At 71.9% G+C, this 15,595-nt stretch carries 18 protein-coding genes; 9 read left to right on the top strand and 9 right to left on the bottom strand.

What is annotated here, in order from left to right:
• Window positions 1–10: 10 nt before the first annotated feature.
• Genes AB0761_RS03250 through AB0761_RS03230 form a run of 5 tightly spaced genes read right to left on the bottom strand, consistent with a single transcriptional unit; the run spans window position 11 to window position 5,288 of the window.
• Window positions 11–2,140, bottom strand: a complete 2,130-nt coding sequence (locus tag AB0761_RS03250) for an alpha-galactosidase (protein ID WP_377267335.1) — start codon at window positions 2,138–2,140, stop codon at window positions 11–13.
• A gap of 60 nt (window positions 2,141–2,200) precedes the next feature.
• Window positions 2,201–3,049, bottom strand: coding sequence for a carbohydrate ABC transporter permease (locus tag AB0761_RS03245; RefSeq protein ID WP_377267334.1), 849 nt, complete (start codon window positions 3,047–3,049; stop codon window positions 2,201–2,203).
• Entirely contained in the window at window positions 3,046–3,996 is a 951-nt protein-coding gene (locus tag AB0761_RS03240) for a carbohydrate ABC transporter permease (RefSeq protein WP_377267332.1), read from the bottom strand. The genes AB0761_RS03245 and AB0761_RS03240 overlap by 4 nt, the downstream gene beginning before the upstream one ends.
• A 3-nt stretch (window positions 3,997–3,999) precedes the next feature.
• Window positions 4,000–4,833 (bottom strand): extracellular solute-binding protein, encoded by an 834-nt coding sequence (locus tag AB0761_RS03235; RefSeq protein ID WP_377267330.1) that lies wholly within the window; start codon window positions 4,831–4,833, stop codon window positions 4,000–4,002.
• Window positions 4,761–5,288, bottom strand: coding sequence for a hypothetical protein (locus tag AB0761_RS03230; protein WP_377267328.1), 528 nt, complete (start codon window positions 5,286–5,288; stop codon window positions 4,761–4,763). Before AB0761_RS03230 ends, AB0761_RS03235 begins: the two co-directional genes overlap by 73 nt.
• Before the next feature lie 260 nt (window positions 5,289–5,548).
• Between AB0761_RS03230 and AB0761_RS03225 the strand changes: the two genes are divergently transcribed.
• The 4 genes from AB0761_RS03225 (at window position 5,549) to AB0761_RS03210 (ending at window position 8,579) form a co-directional block, all read left to right on the top strand.
• The gene (locus AB0761_RS03225; RefSeq protein ID WP_377267327.1) at window positions 5,549–6,001 is read left to right on the top strand and encodes a LacI family DNA-binding transcriptional regulator; all 453 of its coding nucleotides are present in this window, start codon (window positions 5,549–5,551) and stop codon (window positions 5,999–6,001) included.
• Window positions 5,904–6,554: a substrate-binding domain-containing protein gene (locus AB0761_RS03220; protein WP_377267326.1), complete on the top strand. Its 651-nt coding sequence runs from the start codon at window positions 5,904–5,906 to the stop codon at window positions 6,552–6,554. Before AB0761_RS03225 ends, AB0761_RS03220 begins: the two co-directional genes overlap by 98 nt.
• Before the next feature lie 162 nt (window positions 6,555–6,716).
• Window positions 6,717–7,601: a spermidine synthase gene (locus AB0761_RS03215; protein WP_377267324.1), complete on the top strand. Its 885-nt coding sequence runs from the start codon at window positions 6,717–6,719 to the stop codon at window positions 7,599–7,601.
• Window positions 7,602–7,706: 105 nt separating this feature from the next.
• Window positions 7,707–8,579, top strand: coding sequence for a class I SAM-dependent methyltransferase (locus tag AB0761_RS03210; protein ID WP_377267323.1), 873 nt, complete (start codon window positions 7,707–7,709; stop codon window positions 8,577–8,579).
• Between the two features lie 48 nt (window positions 8,580–8,627).
• On the opposite strand, the gene AB0761_RS03205 is transcribed toward AB0761_RS03210, so the two are convergent.
• The gene (locus AB0761_RS03205; RefSeq protein ID WP_377267322.1) at window positions 8,628–9,404 is read right to left on the bottom strand and encodes a polysaccharide deacetylase family protein; all 777 of its coding nucleotides are present in this window, start codon (window positions 9,402–9,404) and stop codon (window positions 8,628–8,630) included.
• A 53-nt stretch (window positions 9,405–9,457) separates the two neighbouring features.
• Complete coding sequence (locus AB0761_RS03200) at window positions 9,458–10,696, bottom strand: DUF5685 family protein (protein WP_377267321.1); 1,239 nt, start codon at window positions 10,694–10,696, stop codon at window positions 9,458–9,460.
• 265 nt (window positions 10,697–10,961) lie between these two features.
• Between AB0761_RS03200 and AB0761_RS03195 the strand changes: the two genes are divergently transcribed.
• Both AB0761_RS03195 and AB0761_RS03190 read left to right on the top strand, forming a co-directional pair.
• Window positions 10,962–11,171 carry a DUF1918 domain-containing protein gene (locus AB0761_RS03195; protein ID WP_377267320.1) on the top strand — a complete coding sequence of 70 codons (210 nt, stop codon included), beginning with the start codon at window positions 10,962–10,964 and terminating at the stop codon, window positions 11,169–11,171.
• A 246-nt stretch (window positions 11,172–11,417) separates the two neighbouring features.
• Window positions 11,418–12,086, top strand: a complete 669-nt coding sequence (locus AB0761_RS03190) for a DedA family protein (protein ID WP_377267318.1) — start codon at window positions 11,418–11,420, stop codon at window positions 12,084–12,086.
• Window positions 12,087–12,102: 16 nt separating this feature from the next.
• On the opposite strand, the gene AB0761_RS03185 is transcribed toward AB0761_RS03190, so the two are convergent.
• Window positions 12,103–12,969, bottom strand: a complete 867-nt coding sequence (locus AB0761_RS03185; protein WP_377267316.1) for an EamA family transporter — start codon at window positions 12,967–12,969, stop codon at window positions 12,103–12,105.
• A gap of 108 nt (window positions 12,970–13,077) precedes the next feature.
• Here AB0761_RS03185 and AB0761_RS03180 point away from each other — a divergent pair, with 108 nt between their 5' ends.
• The 3 genes from AB0761_RS03180 to AB0761_RS03170 all read left to right on the top strand — a co-directional run bounded on the left by AB0761_RS03180 (window position 13,078) and on the right by AB0761_RS03170 (window position 15,047).
• Window positions 13,078–13,674, top strand: coding sequence for a helix-turn-helix domain-containing protein (locus AB0761_RS03180; protein WP_377267314.1), 597 nt, complete (start codon window positions 13,078–13,080; stop codon window positions 13,672–13,674).
• Window positions 13,675–13,768: 94 nt separating this feature from the next.
• Complete coding sequence (locus tag AB0761_RS03175; protein WP_377267313.1) at window positions 13,769–14,449, top strand: O-methyltransferase; 681 nt, start codon at window positions 13,769–13,771, stop codon at window positions 14,447–14,449.
• A gap of 28 nt (window positions 14,450–14,477) precedes the next feature.
• Window positions 14,478–15,047: a YbaK/EbsC family protein gene (locus AB0761_RS03170; protein ID WP_377267312.1), complete on the top strand. Its 570-nt coding sequence runs from the start codon at window positions 14,478–14,480 to the stop codon at window positions 15,045–15,047.
• A 2-nt stretch (window positions 15,048–15,049) separates the two neighbouring features.
• Here AB0761_RS03170 and AB0761_RS03165 read toward each other — a convergent pair whose 3' ends face one another.
• Window positions 15,050–15,472 carry a DUF350 domain-containing protein gene (locus AB0761_RS03165; protein ID WP_377267311.1) on the bottom strand — a complete coding sequence of 141 codons (423 nt, stop codon included), beginning with the start codon at window positions 15,470–15,472 and terminating at the stop codon, window positions 15,050–15,052.
• Between the last annotated feature and the right edge of the window lie 123 nt (window positions 15,473–15,595).

Raw genomic sequence — 15,595 nt, 5'->3', positions numbered from 1 at the left:
CCGCCGGTGGTCAGTGGATGCGGCGCAGCCGGATCACGGCACTGGCCCGCTCGCTTCCGGCGAGCCGGTGCCGGACGGGGAGGCCGGCCGTCATCAGGACCCGGCCGGTGGCCCTGGGTCCGTCGCCCGCGCTGTCCCCGTGCTCCATGTAGACGGAGTCGGGGTCGAGGCCGGCCAGCCGCAGGATGCTCGGGGCGGGCCGGACGTCCGGGTGGGGGTGGTAGAGCAGCAGGGCCACGTCGTCGCCGTGGACGTACTGGACCGCGGACAGGCCGCGTCCGGGTTCGGCGCCGAGACGGTACTGGTCGCCGTGCTGCACGGTGGGGCGGATCTCCTTGTACAGGGCCACCCACCGGCGAGTTGCGTCGAGCTCCTCAGGGGTCCACTTGTGCAGGTCGCCGCCGATGCCCAGGACGCCGGCCATGGCGACATGGAACCGGTACTCCAACGGTGCGGAGGCGGCGTCCGTCACCCAGGCCGCCATCACCCCCGCCGGGTAGAGCTGACTGAGCCCGTGCTGGATGGACTGCCGGTGGAAGGCGTCGGTGTTGTCCGAGGTCCACACCTCGTCGGTGCGCGAGAGGATGCCGTAGTCGACCCGGCCGCCGCCGCCCGCGCACGACTCGATGCGCAGCGCGGGGTGGCTCGCCCGAAGCCGGTCCATGACCGCGTAGACGTTGCGCGTGTGGTCGATCCACAGCCGGTCCTGGTCGCCGTCGCCTTCGCGGAGCCGCTCGGGCCAGCCGGCCTGGGACAGGGCGCGGTTCATGTCCCACTTGAGGAAGGTGATGCCGTGGTCCCCGACGAGCTTGTCGAGCCAGCCGAAGGCCCACTCGCGGACGTCCTCGCGGGCGAAGTTGAGGACCAGCTGGGTGCGCAGCTGGTCGCGGCGGCGGTCGGGGTGGTGCAGTACCCAGTCGGGACGGGCACGGTAGAGGTCACTGTCGGGGTTGACCATCTCCGGCTCGACCCAGACGCCGAAGGACATCCCGAGCGAGCGGACCTCGTCGGCGAGCCGGCCGAGTCCATCGGGGAACCGGTCGGGGTTGGGCCACCAGTCGCCCAGTCCGGCGGTGCTGTCGGTACGCCGGCCGAACCACCCGTCGTCCATCACGAACAGCTCGACGCCCAGCTCCGCGGCCTTGCGGGCCAGTTCCAGCTGACCGGCCTCGTCCACGTCGAAGGCGACCGCCTCCCAGGAGTTGTAGAGCACCGGCCGGACCTCCTGCGGATGCGGCAGGACACACCGGCGCGCATGGCGGTGCCAGGCGCGGCTGGCACCGCCGAAACCGCCGTCGCTGTACAGGCCGAGCACGGGCGGGGTGGTCAGTTCGTCCCCCGGCCGGAGCTGCCAGGTCGCCCCGTCGTGGCCGAAGCCGGCGGTCACCGCGGCGCGGCCCTCGAAGCGCCGCTGCGCGGTGATCCGCCAGGTCCCGCTCCAGGCCAGGGCCACCCCCCAGACCTCGCCGCGGTCCTCGGTCGCCGTGCCGTCGTCGAGCATGATCCATGGATTGGCGTGGTGACCGGTGATGCCGTGCCGGCTGCCCAGGGTGAGTTCACCCCCGGGCAGCGGCTCCCGGCGCAGCTGGTTCTCCGCGGACCAGGCACCGGAGACCGCGCTGTAGCGGTAGTCGGGCAGCTCAGGGACCAGCCAGCTGCCGGAGTCGGCCCGGTGCACGGTGAACGGCTCACCGCCGACGCCGATATGACGTAGCGTCACCCAGCGTTCCAGCGCGTCCGAGCCCTCCCGCACCCGGTAGTGCAGCACGACCAGAAGCGGGAAGTGCGTGTCGGCGAGGACCAGGTCCAGCCGGGTGCCGTGCTGCTCCTGCTCGACCCGGTCGGAGCGGAGAGCGAGCTCCAGCGACCGCACCCCGCCGGGAAAGGTCACCTGCAGCGAGGGGACGCCCCAGCGCAGACCGCCGTCGACCGGCAGCTGCTCCTCGGCATCCAGCGGCAAGTCGTAGGGCGCCGTGGTCAGCGTCCTGCCGACGAGTGCGGTCGTCTCGGCCGGGGACAGCCGCGCGCCCCAGTGGAGCTGGACCAACCGGTCGTCGTCGGTCAGATGGACCGCGTAGGTGGTGTTCGGGGTGGACAGTGACCAGACCCGCTGCTCGCGGTCGACGACAACGGACGTCATGGAGTTGATCCTTCGCATTCCGGTGGGTGGTTCCGTCCTGTCACATGGCTGCTCCGGGGCTCAGCCCTTGGTGGCGCCGCTGGTCAGGCCGCGGACGAACTGCTTCTGCAGGACGAGATAGAGCACCAGGACCGGCAGGGTGGCCAGGAACATCAGGCCGAAGACGGTTCCGTAGTCGGCCTGGTACTGGCCGATGGCCCGGTAGATGCCGGTGGTGACCGTCGTCCCGTCGCTGGGCCCGAGGATGATCAGCGGGTCCAGGAAGTCGTTCCAGATCCACACCCCGAAGAAGATCACCGCGCTCGCGGTGGCCGGACGCAGCAGCGGGAACACGATCCGCCAGAAGACGGTGAGCCGGCCGGCCCCGTCGATCGCGGCGGCCTCCTCCATCTCGACCGGGATGGTGCGGGTGAAGCCGGCGAAGAGGAAGACCCCGAAGGGCACGTAGTAGCCCACGTTGAACAGCACCAGACCCTGCACGGTGTCCATCAGGTGGAACAGGCCGAGCACCCGGGTGATGGGCAGCAGGATCACCTGCGGCGGGATCATCAGGCCTGACAGCAGGACGAGGGTTGCGGCCTTCGCCCACCGGGATCCGGTGCGGGCCAGATAGTGGCCGAGCATCGCGGACAGCACGGTGAGCACGATCACCGAGAGCGTGGTGACCAGGAGGCTGTTGGTGAGACTGACCAGGAACAGATGGTCGGGGCGGGTCAGTACCGCCCTGAGGTTGCCGAGGGTCGGCGGGAGGGGGAACGAGGCGGGGCTGGGCGCGATGTCGGCGCCCAGCTTGAAGGTGTTGGCCAGGACCACATAGAGCGGGACGGCGAACAGCGCGCCCAGTGCGGTGACGGCCAGCGGGCGCAGCCAGGAGCCGCCGTACGCCGGGGATTCCTTGACGGTGCTCACAGGTCGACCTCCCGGCGCTGCAGCAGACGCATGATCACTGCGGCGGCCGTGGCGACCAGGACCAGCATCACGATCGCCATGGCGGCGGCGTATCCCTGGTGGTTGGCGACAAAGCCGGTCTGCAGGATCACAAAGGCCACCGTGGCGGTGGTGCCGGTGCCGGGGCCTCCGTTGGTGATGACCTGGATGTGGTCGTAGGCCTTGAAGGCGGTGATCAGCAGGACCACCGTGTTGATGGTGAGGGCGGGCGCCAGCAGCGGCCAGGTCACATGGCGGAAGCGGGCCAGGGCTCCGGCGCCGTCCAGCGACGCGGCCTCGTAGAGCTCATCGGGGACGGACTGGAGTCCGGCGAGATAGACCACGACGCAGAACCCGAGCATCTGCCAGGCCATGATGCCGGCGAGGGAGTAGAGCGCCAGGGACGGGTCGGACAGCCAGCCCACCGGGCTCATTCCGAACCAGCCGAGCACCTGGTTGACCACGCCGTCGTCGGCGAGCAGCCGTGTCCACACGATGCTGACCACGACCGAGCTGAGCACGACGGGTACGAAGAAGACCCCGCGCCAGGCGTTGTAGAACCAGCCCTTGCGGTTGAGCAGCATCGCGATGCCCAGGCCCGCCAGGTTGGGCACGATCACCAGGATCAGGGTGAGGACGACGGTGACCCGCAGCGAGGTCAGGAACTCGTCGTCGTGGAGGAGCATCGTGTAGTTGTCGAGCCCGACGAACCGGGTGTGCGGGTTGAACGGGTTGTAGTTGGTGAGGCTGTACCAGAGGCTGAGCAGCACCGGGGCGAGCACGAAGCAGCCGTAGACGAGCAGTCCCGGTGCGCCGAAGACGCCGAAGTGCGCCAGCGCTGAGCGGATCCGGCGGGACCTGCCCCGGCCGGCCGTGAGGCGCACCTGCACGGCCGGTTCGGGGCGGCTGATCCGGAGGTCGGTGGCCATGGGTCAGGAGGCCTTCTTCCACTCGTCGTCCAGGTAGGCGGCCGCCGCCTGCGGCGACTTGCGGCCGAGGATGACGTCCTGGGTCGCGGCGAAGACCTTGGCGTCCACTCCGGGCAGCAGGGCGTCGCCGCCGGTCTCCCAGGCGAACGCCTTGACGGTGGCCTTGTCCTTGACCGCCTTGGTCCAGAGGTCGTACGACTCGGTGAAGACCGGGCCCATGCCGGTGGGCGGGGTGTAGCCCTTGATCGCGGGGAAGAGGGCGTCGGACTTCACCGAGGCGTCGAGGTTGGTCTTGTCCAGCTGGAAGGCCAGGGCGAACTTCTTGGCCGCGTCGAGGTTCTTGGAGTGGGCGTTCACATCCAGGCCGCCGCCGGTGTACTCCGGGAGCAGTTCCGAGCCGTCGTCGGTGGGCCAGGGGAAGACCCCGATGTCGTCCTTGATCGGGCTCTTGTCACCGGACGCCGCGAACCAGGAGCCCATCGGGTACATCGCGCCCTTGCCCTTGAGGAAGGCCTGTTCGGTCGCGGCGTAGTCCAGCGAGACCATCTTGGGGTCGATGTAGCCCTTGTGTGCGAGGTCGCCGACCTTGGTGAGTGCGCCGACGAAGTCCGGCTCGGCGAACTTCACGCTGCCGTCGCGGCGCTTGAGCATCCAGTCGGGGTCCTTGCGGTAGACGTCGGTGCCCACGGTGCCGGTCAGCGGCAGAACCGTCGGGAAGGCGTCCTTACCGCCGCCGACCACGAACGGGGTGGTGTTCTTGGCCTTCAACTTGGCGCAGTCCGCGAGGAGTTCGGCGTAGGTCTTCGGCGGGGCGGTGATGCCGGCCGCGGCGAACATCGACTTGCGGTAGTAGACGTTGGGGATGGTCTGGGTGTTGGGGGCAGCTGGTAGACCTTGCCGCCGATGGCGCCGCCGTCCGGTACCACGAAGTCCTTGAGCTCCGAGGGCTGCCAGGCGTACAGGTCGCCGGCCTCGGCGAAGCCGCTGGGGCTGACGGCGATCATGACGTCGGGCAGCTGGCCGGAGGCGCGTAGCTGCTTGGCGTACGCCGTACGGTCCGCGCTCGGCGACACCAGCTTCTTCACCGTGATGTCGGGGTACTGCGCGGTGACCCGCTTGATGGCGTCGTCCCAGTACTTCGGGGTGAGATTGGGCGTCTCGAACGTCAGGAAGGTGATCTCCTGCGCATTCCTGCCCCCGCCCGCTGTCGTATTGCCCACGGAGCAGGCGGTGAGCGGAGCGGCCATGGCGAGGCTGAGAAGCACGGCTGCGGTGGTGCGGGATCTTGGCATTGCGTGGTTCCTCCGGCTGCGAACGGGACAGCAGTCAGGCCGTTGCGTTGACCCGTGAACGTTCACGTGAGCGTTCCCGGAGAGAGACTGATCCTGTCGGACGGAGCTGTCAAGCGTGTTGGCGTACATCGATTGCCGCCCTTGACCCGAGCGGCGGGACGTCGGATCATAAGCCGTGAGCGTTCACGTGAGCGCTCACGGAACAAACGTCCCTCGCAAACCGGCCGGGCCTCGGCCGGGGGAAGGCTAGAGTCTGGATCGTGTCTACAACGAACAGGCCGCGGCGCGTCACGATCGACGACGTGGCACGCTCGACCGGGGTGTCCCGGCAGACCGTTTCGCGGGCCATCAACGACAAACCGGAGATCGATCCCGCGACCCGGCAGCGGATTCTCTCGGTGGCGCAGGAAATGGGCTATCGGCCGAGCCGTTTCGCCCGCGGCATGGTCCGGCAGTCCACCACCACCCTCGGCCTGGTGATCGCCGACGTGCTCAACCCCTTCTTCCCCGAGGTGGTGGCCGGCGTACTGGAGGCGGCCGACGCCCGAGGCTGGCAGGTCGTGATCTACACGACCGCATCCCAGGGGAAAGGAGCAGGAGGTCGCGGAGACCGTCGTGGACCATGTGGACGCCTGCGTGGCGTTCATGCTCGACCCGACGGCCATCGCCCGGGTGGCCGGATCAGGCATCCCCTTCGTCCTGCTGGGCAATGAGGACCGGCCCGTGGAGGTGTCCACGGTACGGATCGACTTCTCCTCGGGCATCCGGCAGGCCTTCGACCACCTGGTCGCCCGAGGGCACCGCCGGATCGCCACGATCGACGACCGCGACCGCGCCGAGTCCGGAGCGCCCGATGTGCGCAGCGGGCTGTTCAGCGCCGTGGCCGCGGAGTACGGACTGCCGGTCGAACCCCACTGGCGGCAGCTGGCGACCAACTCCGTGCAGGGCGGGGCGGCGGCCATGGAGCGTCTGCTGGAGACGGCGCCCGAGGTCACCGCTGTCGTCTCGTACAACGACATGATCGCCATCGGCGCGATGCGGCACGCCATGGCCCGGGGCCTGGCGGTCCCCGGCGACTGTGCCTTTGTCGGATTCGACGGGCTGACGCTCGGTGAACTGGTGGACCCGCCGCTGACCACCCTGTACATCGACAAACGCAGGCTCGGGCAGGCCGCCGTCGAGCAGGTGGCCGACCAGATGGCGGGCAGCGGCGGGATGGCGGACACCGTCGTCCGTATGCAGCTGGTGGCCCGGTCCTCGACCTGACCGCGGGCACGTGTGCCGACGCCTTGGGCGGCCGGGCACCGAGGGCCTGGCGGGGGGAAAGCAGTCGCAGCGGCTCCGCAGACGGAGCACCCCGCTGCGGGGCCGCCGCGAGGGAGCCGGGGTGCGCTCGGGGACGCCGCCCCCGTGCCCGACAATGGCGGCATGGCCGATGAGCAGCAGCAACCCGAGGAGCACAACGAGGAGCCCCTGCCGGTGCACCGGGCGGTGGCGCTCGGCACGGCGGGGCTGCTCCCCGATGTCGACCGGCCCCGGGCCTGGCTGCTGACGCTCGACGGCACCCCCCAGTCCTATGTGGACCTGGACGACCCGGCCCATCTGGAGTTCGAGTACGCCCGGCGGCTCGGCCACGTGGTGGACACCGCCGCCGAGCCCGGATGCCCGCTGGCGGTGCTGCATCTCGGGGGAGGGGCGCTCGCGCTGCCCCGCTACACCGCGGCCACCCGGCCCGGCTCTCTCCAGCAGGTCGTCGAGATCGACGGTCCGCTGGTCGAGCTGGTCGCCGAGCAGCTGCCGTGGGAGGGCGGCCCCGGCGTCCGGATCGAGGTCGAGGTCGGTGACGCCCGGGAGGCCCTGGCCGCCGCCCCGGACGCCTCCGTCGACCTGGTGCTGGCGGACGTCTTCGGCGGTTCCCGGGTGCCCGCCCACCTCACCAGCACGGAGTTCGTCAGGGAGGCCGCCCGGGTGCTGCGCCCCGGGGGCCGCTACGCCGTCAATCTGGCCGACGGTCCGCCGCTGGACTTCGCCCGGGCGCAGGCCGCCACGGTACGGGCGGTGCTGCCGGAGACCTGCCTGATCGCCGAGCCGTCGGTGCTGCGCGGCCGCCGCTTCGGCAATGTGGTGCTGGTGGGCTCCCGACAGCCGGTCCCCACGGCGGAACTCACCCGGCGGCTCGCCGCGGACCCCTTCCCCGCCAGGGTGGTGCACGGCGCCGAGCTGGACCGCTTCATCGGGAGCACCGCACCGGTACCGGACTCCGCCGCCCGTCCATCGCCGCCTCCGCCGGACGGCGCCTTCACCCTCTCCTGAGCGCGGCCGGCGGCGGAAACGGCGGCGCGAAGTCGGATGCCTTCCGCGAGAATGCCCGCAGGGGCCCGCGCGGCCGCGGTGCCCCGCCACGGAGGAGGCATGGCGATGACGACCGACCACCGGCCCGCCGGCAGCCCGAACGACCTCGGCCCGGTGCCTGAAACCGCTCTCTGGACGCTTTACCACCGCGCGGTGGAGGCCCGCCGACCGGACACCCTGCTGCCCGACCCGATGGCGGTGCGGCTGGTGGAGGACATCGACTACCCCTTCGAGCAGCGCTTCGGCTCCCCGGCGGAGCCCTCCGTCCGCCTCCAGGGGCAGCTCCAGGCGCTGCGGGTGCGCTGTTTCGACCACGAGGTGGCCGACTTCCTGCTGCGCCACCCGCGCGGCACGGTGGTGTCGCTGGGGGCGGGGCTGGAGACCCAGTTCTGGCGGGTCGACAACGGCCGCGCCCAGTGGCTGGCGGTGGATCTGCCGGAGTCGGCGGCGCTGCGGGAACGGCTGCTGCCGGCGGAGCCCAGGCAGCGGGTGCTCGCCTGCTCGGCCACCGACAGCCGCTGGACGGACGAGGTGGACCCCGGCAACGGGGTGCTGGTCACCGCCCAGGGTCTGCTGATGTATCTGCGGCCCGGCGAGGTGCGCGACCTGATCGCGATGTGCGCCGAGCACTTCCCAGGCGACGGCATGGTGCTGGACGCGGTGCCGCGCTGGTTCAGCCGACTGGCCAGCGAGGGGCGGATGCGCTCCGGCGGTTACACGGTGCCGCCGATGCCCTGGGGGATGGACGCCTCCGAGCAGCAGCAGCTGCGCACCGCGCACCCCGCGGTGGCCGAGGTGCGCGATGTGGTGCCGCCGCCGGGGCGCGGGCGGCTGGGCAGGCTGGTTCCCTATGCCGTCCGGCTGCCGGTGGTACGCGCCAAGCGGCCCTCCGTGGTGCATCTGCGCTTTGTCGCGAAGGGTCGTGCGCAAGGATCCTGACGTCCCGTCAGCTGGGATTCCGGGCGTCGCGGCCGCGCCGGTGGAGCCTCAGGGTTTGTAGACCGTGCCGGGCACCGGCTTTGCGGGGGCCAGCAGCTGGGAGACGGTCACCACCGTGTAGCCGCGCTGCTTCAGCGCGTCCAGGATCCCGGGGACGGCGGGGACGGTGCCCCGGTAGATGTCGTGCAGCAGGATGATGCCGTCCGGCTTCACCTGGTCGAGGACCCGCTTCTGGATCAGCGCCGAGTCGGTGGTCTGGTAGTCCTTGGCGGTGACGCTCCACAGGACCTCGGCCATGCCCAGGTCCCGGCAGATCGAGGCGACCTTGTCGTTGGTGCGGCCCTGCGGCGGGCGCAGCAGCACCGGACGGGTGCCGGTGATCCTGGCGACGGCGTCCTGAGTGAGGGCGATCTCCTTGCGGGCCTCCTCCGGCTCGATGTCGGTGAGGATCTTGTGCGACCAGGTGTGGTTGGCGAGCTCGTGCCCCTCCGCGGCGATCCGGCGCACCGAGTCCGGGTACCTGGCGACATGGTTGGCGCCCAGCATGAAGAAGGTGGCATGGGCGTTGTGCTGCTTGAGGATGTCCAGCAGCCGAGGGGTGTTCTCGCTGGGGCCGGCGTCAAAAGTCAGTGCCACACACTTGGCCACCCGGCAGTCGACCGCTCCGACGGCGCCCGAAGAGCTGGAGGACGCCTTGTCCCGTGCGCTCTTCGGGGTGGTGGTGTCGTAGGAGGTGCATCCGCTCAGCGTCAGTGCGAGGGCGGCGGCGCCCAGGGCACCGCTGACGGACATCCGGCGCAGGCGGGTGGATATGTGGATCGACATGGCAGGAATATACATACTGCGTATGCATCTGCTGCTGGGCGGGTGCCCCGCTGTCAGCAGTCGCACCCGCAATCGCACCCGTCACAGCCATCGCAGTCGCACCCGTCACAGCAGTCGCAACCATCGCAGCCATCGCACCCGTCACAGCAGTCGCAGGCATTGCAGCAGTCGCAGTAGTTGCAGCAGCCCTGCCGCTTGCGGTGGGTCCAGGGGTCGTCGAACTCCTCGCGGCAGCACAGCTGGCAGGTGCAGGCCATCATCGCCCAGACGGCGCAGCCCGCGAGCAGGCCGCGGCGCGGCGGCGGATCGCCGGGCGGCGGGCCGAAGCCGGGTCCGCCGGGCCCCCAGTCCGGCGGCAGCTGCCTGGTCGGGTCGCCGGGGGCGCGCCGTACCGCCTCCGACGTGTCCCGGCCGCCGATGGCGCAGCGGTGCCCCGGGGCGCCGAAGACCCGCTGCACGGCCCGCTCCGTCTCATGGGCCAGCAGCCGGTGCGCCAGGGCGCCGTCGCTGAACTCCACATCCCCCAGAGCCAGCCGGATGCCGTGCACCGCCTCACGGCACAGCCGGTGCGCCTCGTCCAACCCGGTTCCGGTGGCCGCCAGCGGATTCCAGGCACCGCGCTCGGCGTCCTCCCGCAGATCCTCGGCGGCGTCGAGCAGATGGGCCAGCCGGCCGAAGAGCCGACCCGCCTCCGCCAGCGGCTCCGAGTTCCGAGGGCATCCCGCGAGCGCCGCGGTATGGGCGAAGGCCGCGGCGGTGGCCGTCTCGGTGGGCTCGGTGACCACCAGCACCGAGGTGCCGGGCCCCGCGCCGCGCTCCAGCTCCGCCTGCCGCGAGGCCGCCTCCAGCAGCACGGCCGTGTCGAAGCCCACCGCTGCGCCGCTGCCCGCGCTCTGCCTGTCCCATCGCCCGGCGACCGCGCGGGCCCCGGCGGCCACCGGACGCCGGGCGAACGCCCCGTCGCCGTCCACCACATGGTCGCGGACCTTGACCGCGGCCAGCGCCAGCGAGACCGCCGCCGCCAGCCGGGCGCCCTCGCCGCGCGCCACTTCTGCGGTCCGCATCCCGCGCAGCGGGCAGGGCCCGGCGGTCCGCCGCCCGGCGGCGCCGGTGCCGGAGGTCTGGGCCTCGACGAGCACCGAGATGATCAGGCCGTCGTAGTTGGTGGCGGTGCGGGCCAGCTGCCCGTGGTTGTCGCGCAGTGCCAGGCAGAGGCCGCACAGATGCGCCGTCCAGGAGGTCCGCAGGCGCTCCGACAGGCGGTGCCTGCACGGTCGGACGATGCCGAACAAGGGTCCCCCTCCCCGGCGCCGGTCCGCCCGGCACCCCCCAGCCGGGGCGCAGCCTAGGACAGGCCTGCCGCGTCAGAACCGGCCGGGCCCCGGGTGCGGCGCCCGCGCGTACGGCGGGGCGACCGGCGGTGACCGGCCCGCGCGGTGGGGGAGCCCCGCCCGCGGGGGGCTGCCCGGCCCGGCGGCGCGACGTCCAGCGGGTGACAGGGCGGCCCGCTCCTGATACCAACGAGGGAGAGGCATCGCGGTGAAAGGAGGGCCTGCCATGAACGCCGTCATCGGGGACATGGTGCACATTCACGGCCGCACGGTCGGTGCCCACGACAGGATCGGCCGGATCGTCGAGGTCCGTGGCCCGGGCGGCTCCCCGCCGTACCTGGTGCGATTCGAGGACGGCCATGAGGCGCTGATCTTCCCGGGTCCGGACTGCGTCGTGGAACACCTCGTGACCCACTCTGGATCGCGCCGGGGCTGATCCCGGTATCGAGCCGGCCGCCGCCGCTGCCCCGGCGGCGGCCGACGCCCGTCCGGTGCCCGTTCCGACGCCTGTCCGGTGCCCGTCTGCGTCGCGGGTCCGGGAACCGGGCGCGGGCGCCGTTCGTCGGTCCCTGCGACGGGGGCGGAGGGTGTGCGGGCCTGTCGTGGCCGACGCCTGCGGTGGTGATCGGGTTAGGCTTCCCTGTCAGGCAGCAGGCATCCACCGCCCACGGAGGTAGCGGCGTTGCACATCGACGCGTGGATCGAGAGCGTCCCTCCGGGGGCGGTCTACGCACTGGTCGCATTGATCATCGGCGTGGAGAGTCTGGGGATCCCGCTTCCCGGTGAGATCGCCCTGGTCAGCGCGTCCCTGCTGGCCTCCCACGGCACGGTCAACCCGGTGCTGGTGGGTCTGTGCGCCACCCTCGGCGCCATCGTGGGCGACTCCATCGGGTACGCCATCGGCCGCAAGGGCGGCAAGCCGCTCTTCGAACGGCTGGGTCAGCGCTTCCCCAAGCACTTCGGGCCCGGGCAGCTGGCCTCCGCGGAGCGGTCCTTCCAGCGATGGGGCATGTGGGCGGTCTTCTTCGGCCGCTTTGTCGCGCTGCTGCGGATCTTCGCAGGCCCGCTGTCGGGTGCGCTGCGCATGCCGTACTGGAAGTTCCTGATCGCCAATGTGCTGGGCGGCGTCATCTGGGCGGGCGGCACCACCGCCGGTGTCTACTACCTGGGCGTGGTGGCGGAGGACTGGCTGAAGAGGTTCTCCTGGCTGGGCCTGATCCTGGCGGTCTGCCTCGGTGCCGGCTCGTTCCTGCTGATGCGGTGGCGCGCCTCCCGGGCGCACCCGGCCGGCCCCGACCCCGACCCCGAGGGCGGCGCCGAGGCCGAGCCGGTGGCGGCCGCCACCGAGTGACCACCGCGGCGGCTGCTCACCCCGCCGCCAGCAGTACGGTGCCCACCAGGGCCAGCCCCGCTCCCACCGCCTGCACCGGGCGCAGCCGCTCCCGGAGCAGCCCCCGCGCCAGCAGCGCGGTGGCGATGGGATACAGCGAGGCCAGCACTGCCGCCACCGACACCTGTCCGCCCCGGGCCGCCAGCGCATAGGCACCGTTGGCCGCCACATCCGCGATGCCCACCGCGGCCAGTGCCGGCAGCCGCGGCCGCAGCGCCGGCCACAGGCCCTCCGCGGGGAGCGTCCTCGTGGGGTCGCGCCGGGCGGCCAGCAGCAGCGCCGTACCGCCGACCGCGACATTGAGCACCCGCTGCACACAGAGCGCCAGCAGCAGCCCGCCGCCCTCGGACGCCTCGGCGATCAGCGCCATCACGGTGCCGAACCCGAAGGCGGCGACCAGGGCGAGCAGCACCGCCTGACGGCCCACGGCGGTGCCGCGCACCTCGGGGCCGCCGGCCAGAGCCACCCCCGCCACGGCGACGGCGATGCCCGCGGCCTGCGCCGCGCCCGGACGCTCGCCGAGCACCAGCCCCAGCCCGACGGGCACCACGACGCTCACGGTGGCCAGTGGTGAGACCACGCCCATGGGGCCGATCGCCAGCGCGCGGTAGTAGCAGAAGAGCGCGGCCGGGCCGAGCAGGCCGGCGGCGACCGCGCAGAGCAGCCGGGGTCCGGCGTCCTGGACGGCGCCGGTCGCCATGGCGGCGGGCAGCAGCAGTGCCGCAGCGGCGACCTGGGAGACGACCACCACCAGCAGTGCGGACAGCCGCCGGGTGAGCAGGCCACCGCCGAAGTCGGCCAGCCCCCAGAGGAGGCTTCCGGTCAGGGCGAGCAGGGCGGTCATGGGGTGGCCTCGGCAAGGGACAGCATGGTGCACTCCGCAGTACATTGGGGTGGACTGAAAACTGCCCTTGAGAATAGTGCAGTGAAGTGAACTGCGCGAATCAATATAATGACCCGTGGAGGATGGCCCGTGCCCGACACCGACCAGGTCACTCAGGCGCTCGCCCGTAATCTCAAGCGCCTGCGCACCGAACGGGGGCACACCCTGGACTCCCTGGCGGCGCGGTCCGGGGTCAGCCGCGGCATGGTCGTGCAGATCGAGCAGGCCCGGACCAACCCCAGCGTCGGCACCGTGGTCAGGCTCGCCGACGCCCTGGGGGTGAGCATCGCCCGACTGCTGGACTACGCCGAGGGCCCGTCCGTCCGGCTCGTCCCCGGGGACCGGGCCGTGCCGCTGTGGACCACCCCGGCCGGCAGCAGCGGAACCCTGCTGGCCGGCGTGGAGGCGCCCGGGCCGCTGGAGCTGTGGTCCTGGCGGATAGAGCCCGGCGAGGGCCACGGCTCGGAATCCCACCCGGCCGGTACGGTGGAACTGGTCCGGGTCGACGAGGGCGAGCTCACCCTCACCGTCGACGGCCGGGACCACATCGTCCCGGCAGGCACCACCGCGACCTTCGACGCCGCGGTTGCGCACCGCTACGGCAACGCGGCAGACCGCCCGCTCCTGCTGACCATGGTCGTCTCGGTTCCCCCGCTGACCCGCTGAACCGCGATCCGACGGCCCGCCGCGGAATTCCCGGCAGCCGCCGGGCACCGTCGACATGATGGGCGAAGACGACCCCGACGGACGGAGACACCTCATGACGCAGGACCACTGGACGGCAGTCGACGCCTATCTCACCGACACCCTGGTCGGCCCCGATCCGGCCCTGGACACCGCACTGCGGGCCAGCGCGACCGCCGGGCTGCCCTCCATCAATGTGGCGCCCAACCAGGGCAAGCTGCTCCAGCTGCTGGCCCTGGTCCACGGGGCGCGCTCCATCCTGGAGATCGGCACCCTCGGTGGCTACAGCACCATCTGGCTGGCCCGGGCCCTCCCCGAGGACGGCACCCTGGTGACCCTGGAGGTCGACCCCCGGCACGCCGAGGTCGCCCGGGGCAACATCGCGCAGGCCGGACTCGCCGACCGCGTCGACCTGATCCAGGGGCCGGCCCTGGAGACCCTGCCCCGGCTCTCCGAACGTGGCCACGGGCCCTTCGACATGGTCTTCGTCGACGCGGACAAACCCAGCAACCCCGAGTACTTCCGGTGGGCGCTCAGGCTCTCCCGCCCCGGCACCCTGATCGTGGTGGACAACACGGTGCGCGGCGGAGCCGTCGCCGACGCCGCCTCCACCGATGAGTCCGTCCGAGGCGTCCGGCGGATGCACGACCTGATCGCCGCGGAGCCCCGGGTGACCGCCACTGCCGTACAGACCGTGGGCAGCAAGGGCCATGACGGCTTCACCCTGGCCCTGGTCACCGCAGGCCCGGCGGAGTGAGCCGGGTGCCGCCGCGTACCATCGCGCCATGAGCAGCGCACCCATCGGCACCTTCGCCCGTACCTGGCCCGCAGTGGAACGGCCCGACCTGGTCGCCCCGCCGGTCGCGGCCGCCCTGGCCGCCTGGACCGGGCCCTGGCCGGCGGAGTCGGTGCTGGTGGTGGACACCGACCCGGACGCGGCCGACACCGCGGTCTTCTGCGAGACCTACGGTGTGCTGCCGGAGGAGTCGGCCAACTGCGTGCTGGTGGCGGCGAAGCGGGGCTCGGCCAGCACCATGGCCGCCTGCATGGTGCTGGCCGGGACCCGGGCGGACGTCAATGGGCTGGTCCGCCGTCACCTCGGCGCCCGCAAGGCGTCGTTCGCCCCGCTGGAGGCGGCGGTCTCGCTCAGCGGCATGGAGTACGGCGGAATCACCCCGATCGGGCTGCCCGCGGAGTGGCCGGTCCTGGTGGACGCCGCCGCTGCCGACGCCCCATGGCTGGTCGTCGGCAGCGGAGTGCGGCGCTCCAAGCTGCTGCTGCCGGGCAAGGTGCTGGCGGGCCTGCCCGCCGCGCAGGTCCTGGACGGGCTCGGCGTCGCCGCACCGGCCGGCTGAGGTCAGGAGATCGAGGCCGCCACGACCGCGGCCACCGAGATGTTGACCGCCGCGGTGACCCACACCGCGGGGTGCGGCTCCGGGTCGACCAGGATCTCGCCGAGCCGACCGGGCGTCAGCAGGTCCACGGCCCAGAACGCGACGGCCATCAGCACCAGGCCCAGCACACCGAAGCACGCGGTGGAGGCCAGGCCCTTGCCGAAGCTGTCATAGGTGGTCCAGATCGAGGTGAAGACGATCCCCCCGATCCCCAGCAGCGCCGAGCTCAGCAGCACCGCCGCGTTGCGGTTGCGCTCCACCCAGATCTGGTGGCCGAGCTTGCCGGGCGTCAGCAGGTCGATCAGCCCGATGCCCAGCAGCAGCAGGACGACGCCCAGGGCGCCGAAGACAGCGGCGGAACCCAGGCCGTGCACTATGTCGTTCATGGTGTGGTCGGCAACTCTCTGCTCGGGTGGTGCCTGGCGGTCAAGGGGTCGCAAAAAAATAGCGCATCACCCCGTCGCAGCCCCCGCCGGGTGCGCTGATCCGTCATCCGTTGCCTGCGGCGG

Source organism: Peterkaempfera podocarpi (genome assembly GCF_042466665.1).
GTDB lineage: Bacteria > Actinomycetota > Actinomycetes > Streptomycetales > Streptomycetaceae > Peterkaempfera > Peterkaempfera podocarpi.
Note: the sequence above shows the minus strand (reverse complement) of the source record. Positions and strands in the feature narration are given on the sequence as shown.